Origin of the sequence: Paenibacillus sp. Mc5Re-14 (assembly GCF_001049835.1) — a bacterium.
In the GTDB taxonomy this organism is placed as follows: Bacteria; Bacillota; Bacilli; order Paenibacillales; family Paenibacillaceae; genus Paenibacillus; species Paenibacillus polymyxa_C.
Genome location: NZ_CVPD01000001.1, coordinates 2088213 through 2095000, shown reverse-complemented (window position 1 = coordinate 2095000; position 6788 = coordinate 2088213). Strand labels below are relative to the sequence as shown.

The window sequence follows — 6788 nt, the reverse complement described above, 5'->3', positions numbered from 1 at the left end:
ACCGGTTAGATGAAGAGGTCTGGAAAGGCCCGCCAGAGAAGGTAAAAGCCCTGTAGTTCAAAACTTGTTCCCTCCGAGACGGATCCCGAGTAGTGCGGGGCACGTGAAACCCCGTATGAATCCGGCAGGACCATCTGCCAAGGCTAAATACTCCCTGGCGACCGATAGTGAAGCAGTACCGTGAGGGAAAGGTGAAAAGCACCCCGGAAGGGGAGTGAAATAGATCCTGAAACCGTGTGCTTACAAGAAGTCAGAGCCCATTTTAGGGGTGATGGCGTGCCTTTTGTAGAATGAACCGGCGAGTTACGTTCCCGTGCAAGGTTAAGGTGAAGAGCTGAAGCCGCAGCGAAAGCGAGTCTGAATAGGGCGAATGAGTACGTGGACGTAGACCCGAAACCGGGTGATCTACCCCTGTCCAGGGTGAAGGTGCGGTAACACGCACTGGAGGCCCGAACCCACGCATGTTGAAAAATGCGGGGATGAGGTGGGGGTAGCGGAGAAATTCCAATCGAACCCGGAGATAGCTGGTTCTCCCCGAAATAGCTTTAGGGCTAGCCTCGGAAAGAAGAATCGTGGAGGTAGAGCACTGATTGGGTGCGGGGCCCGCAAGGGTTACCAAGCTCAGTCAAACTCCGAATGCCATGGATTTAGTTCCGGGAGTCAGACAGTGAGTGCTAAGATCCATTGTCGAAAGGGAAACAGCCCAGACCATCAGCTAAGGTCCCCAAGTGTGTGTTAAGTGGGAAAGGATGTGGAGTTGCACAGACAACCAGGATGTTGGCTTAGAAGCAGCCACCATTGAAAGAGTGCGTAATAGCTCACTGGTCGAGTGACTCTGCGCCGAAAATGTAACGGGGCTAAACACACCACCGAAGCTATGGCTTGATGCTTTGCATCAGGGGTAGGGGAGCGTTGAATGCGGGTTGAAGGTGTACCGGAAGGAGCGCTGGACTGCATTCAAGTGAGAATGCCGGTATGAGTAACGAAAAGATCTGTGAGAATCAGATCCGCCGAAAGCCTAAGGGTTCCTGAGGAAGGTTCGTCCGCTCAGGGTAAGTCGGGACCTAAGGCGAGGCCGATAGGCGTAGTCGAAGGACAACAGGTAGAAATTCCTGTACCACCGTAATCCGCTATGAGCGATGGGGTGACGCAGTAGGGTAGTGACGCGGACTGATGGATGTCCGTCTAAGCAGTGAGGCTGATGTGTAGGCAAATCCGCACATCGTTAAGGCTGGGCTGTGATGGGGAGCGAAAATTGTAGTAGCGAAGGTCATGATCTCAGACTGCCAAGAAAAGCCTCTAGCCAGGAGAAGGTGCCCGTACCGCAAACCGACACAGGTAGGCGAGAAGAGAATTCTAAGGCGCGCGGAAGAACTCTCGTTAAGGAACTCGGCAAAATGACCCCGTAACTTCGGGAGAAGGGGTGCCTCGGTAGGGTGAATAGCCCGAGGGGGCCGCAGTGAAAAGGCCCAAGCGACTGTTTAGCAAAAACACAGGTCTGTGCGAAGCCGCAAGGCGAAGTATACGGGCTGACGCCTGCCCGGTGCTGGAAGGTTAAGGGGAGTGGTAAGCTCTTCGGGGCGAAGCTATGAACCGAAGCCCCAGTAAACGGCGGCCGTAACTATAACGGTCCTAAGGTAGCGAAATTCCTTGTCAGGTAAATTCTGACCCGCACGAATGGCGTAACGACTTGGGCGCTGTCTCAACGAGAGATCCGGTGAAATTTTAATACCTGTGAAGATGCAGGTTACCCGCGACAAGACGGAAAGACCCCATGGAGCTTTACTGCAGCTTGATATTGAATTTGGGTACGATCTGTACAGGATAGGTGGGAGCCGTAGAACTTTGAGCGCCAGCTTGAAGGGAGGCATCCTTGGGATACCACCCTGATCGTATCTAGGTTCTAACTTGGTACCGTGATCCGGTGCGAGGACAGTGTCAGGTGGGCAGTTTGACTGGGGCGGTCGCCTCCTAAAGAGTAACGGAGGCGCCCCAAGGTTCCCTCAGAATGGTTGGAAATCATTCGAAGAGTGCAAAGGCAGAAGGGAGCTTGACTGCGAGACCTACAAGTCGAGCAGGGACGAAAGTCGGGCTTAGTGATCCGGTGGTACCGCATGGAAGGGCCATCGCTCAACGGATAAAAGCTACCCTGGGGATAACAGGCTTATCTCCCCCAAGAGTCCACATCGACGGGGAGGTTTGGCACCTCGATGTCGGCTCATCGCATCCTGGGGCTGAAGTAGGTCCCAAGGGTTGGGCTGTTCGCCCATTAAAGCGGTACGCGAGCTGGGTTCAGAACGTCGTGAGACAGTTCGGTCCCTATCTGTCGTGGGCGTAGGAAATTTGAGAGGAGCTGTCCTTAGTACGAGAGGACCGGGATGGACGTACCGCTGGTGTACCAGTTGTTCCGCCAGGAGCACCGCTGGGTAGCTATGTACGGAAGGGATAAGCGCTGAAAGCATCTAAGCGTGAAGCCCCCTTAAGATGAGATTTCCCAATTCGTAAGACCCCTTGAAGACGACGAGGTAGATAGGTTGGGGGTGGAAGTGCAGTAATGCATGGAGCTGACCAATACTAATCGGTCGAGGGCTTATCCTAAAGATAAGGCGCAAGGAAGTTTCGGATCCAGTTTTCAGGGTGTAACCTTGAAGTTAGAATTTGCGAGGCAAATTCATGTTTGGTGGCGATAGCGGAGGGGTTCCACACGTACCCATCCCGAACACGACCGTTAAGCCCTCCAGCGCCGATGGTACTTGGACCGCAGGGTCCTGGGAGAGTAGGACGCCGCCAAGCAAAGTCCTTTAAAGGATGATAAAATTATAAATTAGGGCCTTTAGCTCAGCTGGTTAGAGCGCACCCCTGATAAGGGTGAGGTCGGTGGTTCGAGTCCACTAAGGCCCACCATTTCTAGATTGACTAAAAGTATGGGGCTATAGCTCAGCTGGGAGAGCGCCTGCCTTGCACGCAGGAGGTCAGGGGTTCGATCCCCCTTGGCTCCACCAATATTCCCTGATAGCTCAGTTGGTAGAGCACTCGACTGTTAATCGAGTTGTCACAGGTTCGAGTCCTGTTCGGGGAGCCATATTTTTAATACTTCTGGATTTTATATATAAGGTGGCGGCGTAGCTCAGCTGGCTAGAGCGTACGGTTCATACCCGTGAGGTCGGGGGTTCGATCCCCTCTGCCGCTACTCGGAGAGATACCCAAGTGGCTATAAGGGGACCCTCTGCTAAGGGGTTAGACTGCGAAAGTGGTGCGAGGGTTCGAATCCCTCTCTCTCCGCCATAAATTTATTAAATCAGAATTCATTTTGTAAGGCCCGTTGGTCAAGGGGTTAAGACACCTCCCTTTCACGGAGGTAACAGGGGTTCGAATCCCCTACGGGTCATAATATGGAGGCTTAGCTCAGCTGGGAGAGCATCTGCCTTACAAGCAGAGGGTCGGGGGTTCGATCCCCTCAGCCTCCACCATATTTTATATCGCGGGGTGGAGCAGTTCGGTAGCTCGTCGGGCTCATAACCCGAAGGTCGTAGGTTCAAATCCTGCCCCCGCAATTAATTTCCTGATGGAAATGCCTCTGGAACTGTGGTGTAGAGGCCTAACATGCCTGCCTGTCACGCAGGAGATCGCGGGTTCGAATCCCGTCAGTTCCGCCATTTATATGCATATAGTACGAACTATATAGTATATTTATAAAATTAAATATGGCTCGGTAGCTCAGTCGGTAGAGCAGAGGACTGAAAATCCTCGTGTCGGCGGTTCGATTCCGTCCCGAGCCACCTTTCAAGTGGGAATTGGTAATGTGCCGGTGTAGCTCAATTGGTAGAGCAACTGACTTGTAATCAGTAGGTTGGGGGTTCAAGTCCTCTCGCCGGCACCATTTTGGAGGATTAGCGAAGTGGCCAAACGCATCAGACTGTAAATCTGCTCCCTTACGGGTTCGGTGGTTCGAATCCATCATCCTCCACCAGTTTTATAATCATATGGCGGTCGTGGCGAAGTGGTTAACGCACCGGACTGTGACTCCGGCATTCGTGGGTTCAAGCCCCATCGGCCGCCCTTTGATTCTTAATTTAATGGGGATTAGCCAAGCGGTAAGGCAACGGACTTTGACTCCGTCATGCATAGGTTCAAATCCTATATCCCCAGCCATTAAGAGCCATTAGCTCAGTTGGTAGAGCACCTGACTTTTAATCAGGGTGTCGAAGGTTCGAGTCCTTCATGGCTCACCATTTATAAATTATTTTGCGGTCGTGGCGGAATTGGCAGACGCGCACGGTTCAGGTCCGTGTGGGCTAACCCCCCGTGGAGGTTCGAGTCCTCTCGACCGCACCATATTTTGCGGACGTGGCTCAGCGGTAGAGCATCGCCTTGCCAAGGCGAGGGTCGCGGGTTCGATTCCCGTCGTCCGCTCCATTATCCATACGGCGCCATAGCCAAGTGGTAAGGCAAAGCTCTGCAAAAGCTTCATCCCCAGTTCAAATCTGGGTGGCGCCTTAACTGCTCATTATGGAATTTGATATGCGCCCTTAGCTCAGCTGGATAGAGCGTTTGACTACGAATCAAAAGGCCGGGAGTTCGAATCTCTCAGGGCGCGCCATTTCTTAAAAAATGTATAATGTCGGGATGTAGCTCAGCTTGGTAGAGCACCTGGTTTGGGACCAGGGGGTCGCATGTTCAAATCGTGTCATCCCGATACTGATTTGCGGGTGTAGTTCAATGGTAGAACTCCAGCCTTCCAAGCTGGTAGCGTGGGTTCGATTCCCATCACCCGCTTTTTGCTATAGCGGATTCTTGTTGCCTCAGTGGTGACACCTTATAAATAAAGAGAGCCTGTCTGGGGACAGAGCTCTCTCTTTTTTTGTACATTTATATTCCATAGATTCCACAAAGTGATGGCTATTGTTAGTGCTTGCCATCGGTGTATCTCTCCTGTTCCTGCAGGGGGATACACCGATAACTGATCTAGTGCACAGATTTTACACTGGAATGGTTAGTTGGATGGAGGTTCCCTGATTTGGAGCAGAAGTCATGCTCATGAAGCCGCCTACTCCTCTAGCTCGTTCTTCCATGCTGAACAATCCAACTCCCTCTCCTTTGGATTCTCCAGAGAAGCCCATACCCTCATCCCGAATAGTTACTTTTATTATTTCGTCTTGATCCTCTACATCAACGTATGCTTCTGCTACATCTGCGTATTTAGCCACATTCGTCAGTGCTTCCTGTACAATTCTATAGATTGCTATTTCTTTTCGGATATCAAGGCGTTTACGTAAAGTACATTGAAAATGCACTTTGATTCCGTAATGCGAACAGAAATTTTCAATATAAGTTCTTAGGGCCGGTACGACACCCAAATCATCCAGAACTGAGGGACGAAGTTCCCACGCTAAGCCACGAACATCTTTAATGATATCAGTTACCTGTGTACGCAGATTTTCCAGAGTAGCACTGGGCTGTTCAGCTAGTTGGCTATCTAGTTGAATAATAAGTGAAAACAGGCTTTGACCAATCCCATCATGAAGCTCTCTTGAAAAGCGTTTACGCTCTTCCTCCTGTATTTGCATGACTTGCGTCATCATGGTCTGAAGCTCTGCCTCTACTTTTTTTAATTTAGTTACTTCATTACGGATCGCTAAGTACTGATAGGGTTTACCTTCCTCGTCCATAAATGGAACTATCGTGGTATTCACCCAGTAGTAGCTGTTATCTTTAGCACGATTTCGTATTTCTCCCTGCCATACCTCACCTGAACGGATCGTAGTCCACAGGTTCTTCATGAAGGCTCGAGTATGATAGCCCGAATTAATGAGACGATGATCCTGCCCGATCAATTCTTCACGACTATATTGCGAAATCTCACAGAACTTATCGTTTACGTACTGAATAATTCCTCGATGATCGGTCAGAGCAACGATGGAAGATGTATCTAGAGCAAATTTAAGATTGGATAGCTGATGGAGAGAACTACGCAGTACATGGAGAAAAGGAGAATCTGGTATATGAATTTCCAAATCATTCAGTAGTTTATCGGTTGACTCCCCAAAGGCGGGCTGCAGTAAAGGGTTAGAAGGTTCATTCATAATGGAGCAACCCCTTTTTCAGTGCAAATTTGACCAACTCAGGCCGTGTTTTCAAGTTAAGCTTCTCCATAAGGTTGCTTTTGTGGGATTCTACGGTTTTGACGCTAATCACCAGGTGTTCGGCAATTTCCTTGTTGGCATATCCTTTGGCTACCCATGATAGGATCTCTTTTTCCCGCTCAGACAGGGATTCATACGGTCCGGCTATGCCCTCTTGTTTGATTTTGTCCAGATATTCACTCATCAGGCGTTTGGTTGCATTGGGGTATAGATAGGCACTGCCTTCGGCCACAGACTGGATGGCAGCGAGTAATTCCTCATGAGGTGCACTTTTTAAAATATATCCAGATGCTCCGGCTTGAATGGCTCGGAACAGATATTCCTCATCATCATGCATTGTTAGAATAAGCACTTCTGTATCTGGCAACTGTTTTTTTAATTCGGTGGTTGCCGTGAGGCCATCTTTGCCAGGTGGCATACTAAAATCCATGAGCACGACATTAGGTTGTAGCTCCACCGCTTTGCGGATTGCTTCATCCCCGTCTGCTGCATCTCCTACTACCTTAATACCGTTTTTGCCGTCCAATAAGGCCATGAGGCCAGAACGTACGACAACATGATCATCCACTACTAGTATACGAATCAATTAGTCATCCCCTCGAACGGTAAAAAAACCGTGCGTTTTGTCATAATCATAGCAAATTT

Annotated in this window: 2 protein-coding genes, 21 tRNA genes and 2 rRNA genes (1 of these 25 only partly in view); 23 read left to right on the top strand and 2 right to left on the bottom strand. The window is 50.1% G+C overall.

Annotation, left to right across the window (positions count from 1 at the left end; all coding sequences use genetic code 11):
* From BN1546_RS09605 to BN1546_RS09495, 23 genes are all read left to right on the top strand, one after another.
* Positions 1 to 2598 (top strand): 23S ribosomal RNA (locus tag BN1546_RS09605); it begins 330 nt to the left of the window's first position.
* 78 nt (positions 2599 to 2676) lie between these two features.
* Positions 2677 to 2793, top strand: a 5S ribosomal RNA gene (gene rrf / locus BN1546_RS09600).
* Positions 2794 to 2827: 34 nt separating this feature from the next.
* A tRNA-Ile gene (locus BN1546_RS09595) sits at positions 2828 to 2904 on the top strand.
* Positions 2905 to 2926: 22 nt separating this feature from the next.
* A tRNA-Ala gene (locus BN1546_RS09590) sits at positions 2927 to 3002 on the top strand.
* 4 nt (positions 3003 to 3006) lie between these two features.
* Positions 3007 to 3082 (top strand) — tRNA-Asn (locus tag BN1546_RS09585).
* Between the two features lie 34 nt (positions 3083 to 3116).
* Positions 3117 to 3190: transfer RNA gene (locus BN1546_RS09580), tRNA-Met, on the top strand.
* A gap of 3 nt (positions 3191 to 3193) precedes the next feature.
* A tRNA-Ser gene (locus BN1546_RS09575) sits at positions 3194 to 3285 on the top strand.
* Between the two features lie 31 nt (positions 3286 to 3316).
* Positions 3317 to 3388 (top strand) — tRNA-Glu (locus BN1546_RS09570).
* 6 nt (positions 3389 to 3394) lie between these two features.
* A tRNA-Val gene (locus BN1546_RS09565) sits at positions 3395 to 3470 on the top strand.
* A 10-nt stretch (positions 3471 to 3480) separates the two neighbouring features.
* Positions 3481 to 3554, top strand: a tRNA-Met gene (locus BN1546_RS09560).
* Between the two features lie 25 nt (positions 3555 to 3579).
* Positions 3580 to 3656: transfer RNA gene (locus tag BN1546_RS09555), tRNA-Asp, on the top strand.
* Between the two features lie 50 nt (positions 3657 to 3706).
* A tRNA-Phe gene (locus tag BN1546_RS09550) sits at positions 3707 to 3779 on the top strand.
* 25 nt (positions 3780 to 3804) lie between these two features.
* Positions 3805 to 3880 (top strand) — tRNA-Thr (locus BN1546_RS09545).
* Between the two features lie 4 nt (positions 3881 to 3884).
* Positions 3885 to 3970 (top strand) — tRNA-Tyr (locus BN1546_RS09540).
* Positions 3971 to 3986: 16 nt separating this feature from the next.
* Positions 3987 to 4059, top strand: a tRNA-His gene (locus tag BN1546_RS09535).
* Between the two features lie 18 nt (positions 4060 to 4077).
* A tRNA-Gln gene (locus BN1546_RS09530) sits at positions 4078 to 4152 on the top strand.
* Positions 4153 to 4156: 4 nt separating this feature from the next.
* Positions 4157 to 4232 (top strand) — tRNA-Lys (locus BN1546_RS09525).
* Between the two features lie 15 nt (positions 4233 to 4247).
* A tRNA-Leu gene (locus BN1546_RS09520) sits at positions 4248 to 4335 on the top strand.
* Positions 4336 to 4341: 6 nt separating this feature from the next.
* Positions 4342 to 4416: transfer RNA gene (locus tag BN1546_RS09515), tRNA-Gly, on the top strand.
* 10 nt (positions 4417 to 4426) lie between these two features.
* Positions 4427 to 4497: transfer RNA gene (locus BN1546_RS09510), tRNA-Cys, on the top strand.
* Positions 4498 to 4523: 26 nt separating this feature from the next.
* Positions 4524 to 4600: transfer RNA gene (locus BN1546_RS09505), tRNA-Arg, on the top strand.
* 22 nt (positions 4601 to 4622) lie between these two features.
* Positions 4623 to 4696: transfer RNA gene (locus BN1546_RS09500), tRNA-Pro, on the top strand.
* Positions 4697 to 4705: 9 nt separating this feature from the next.
* Positions 4706 to 4776 (top strand) — tRNA-Gly (locus tag BN1546_RS09495).
* 203 nt (positions 4777 to 4979) lie between these two features.
* On the opposite strand, the gene BN1546_RS09490 is transcribed toward BN1546_RS09495, so the two are convergent.
* Positions 4980 to 6083 (bottom strand): PAS domain-containing sensor histidine kinase, encoded by a 1104-nt coding sequence (locus BN1546_RS09490; protein ID WP_040102326.1) that lies wholly within the window; start codon positions 6081 to 6083, stop codon positions 4980 to 4982.
* A complete protein-coding gene (locus tag BN1546_RS09485) occupies positions 6076 to 6729 on the bottom strand; it encodes a response regulator (RefSeq protein ID WP_016818376.1) in 654 nt (217 codons plus the stop codon). The genes BN1546_RS09490 and BN1546_RS09485 overlap by 8 nt, the downstream gene beginning before the upstream one ends.
* Between the last annotated feature and the right edge of the window lie 59 nt (positions 6730 to 6788).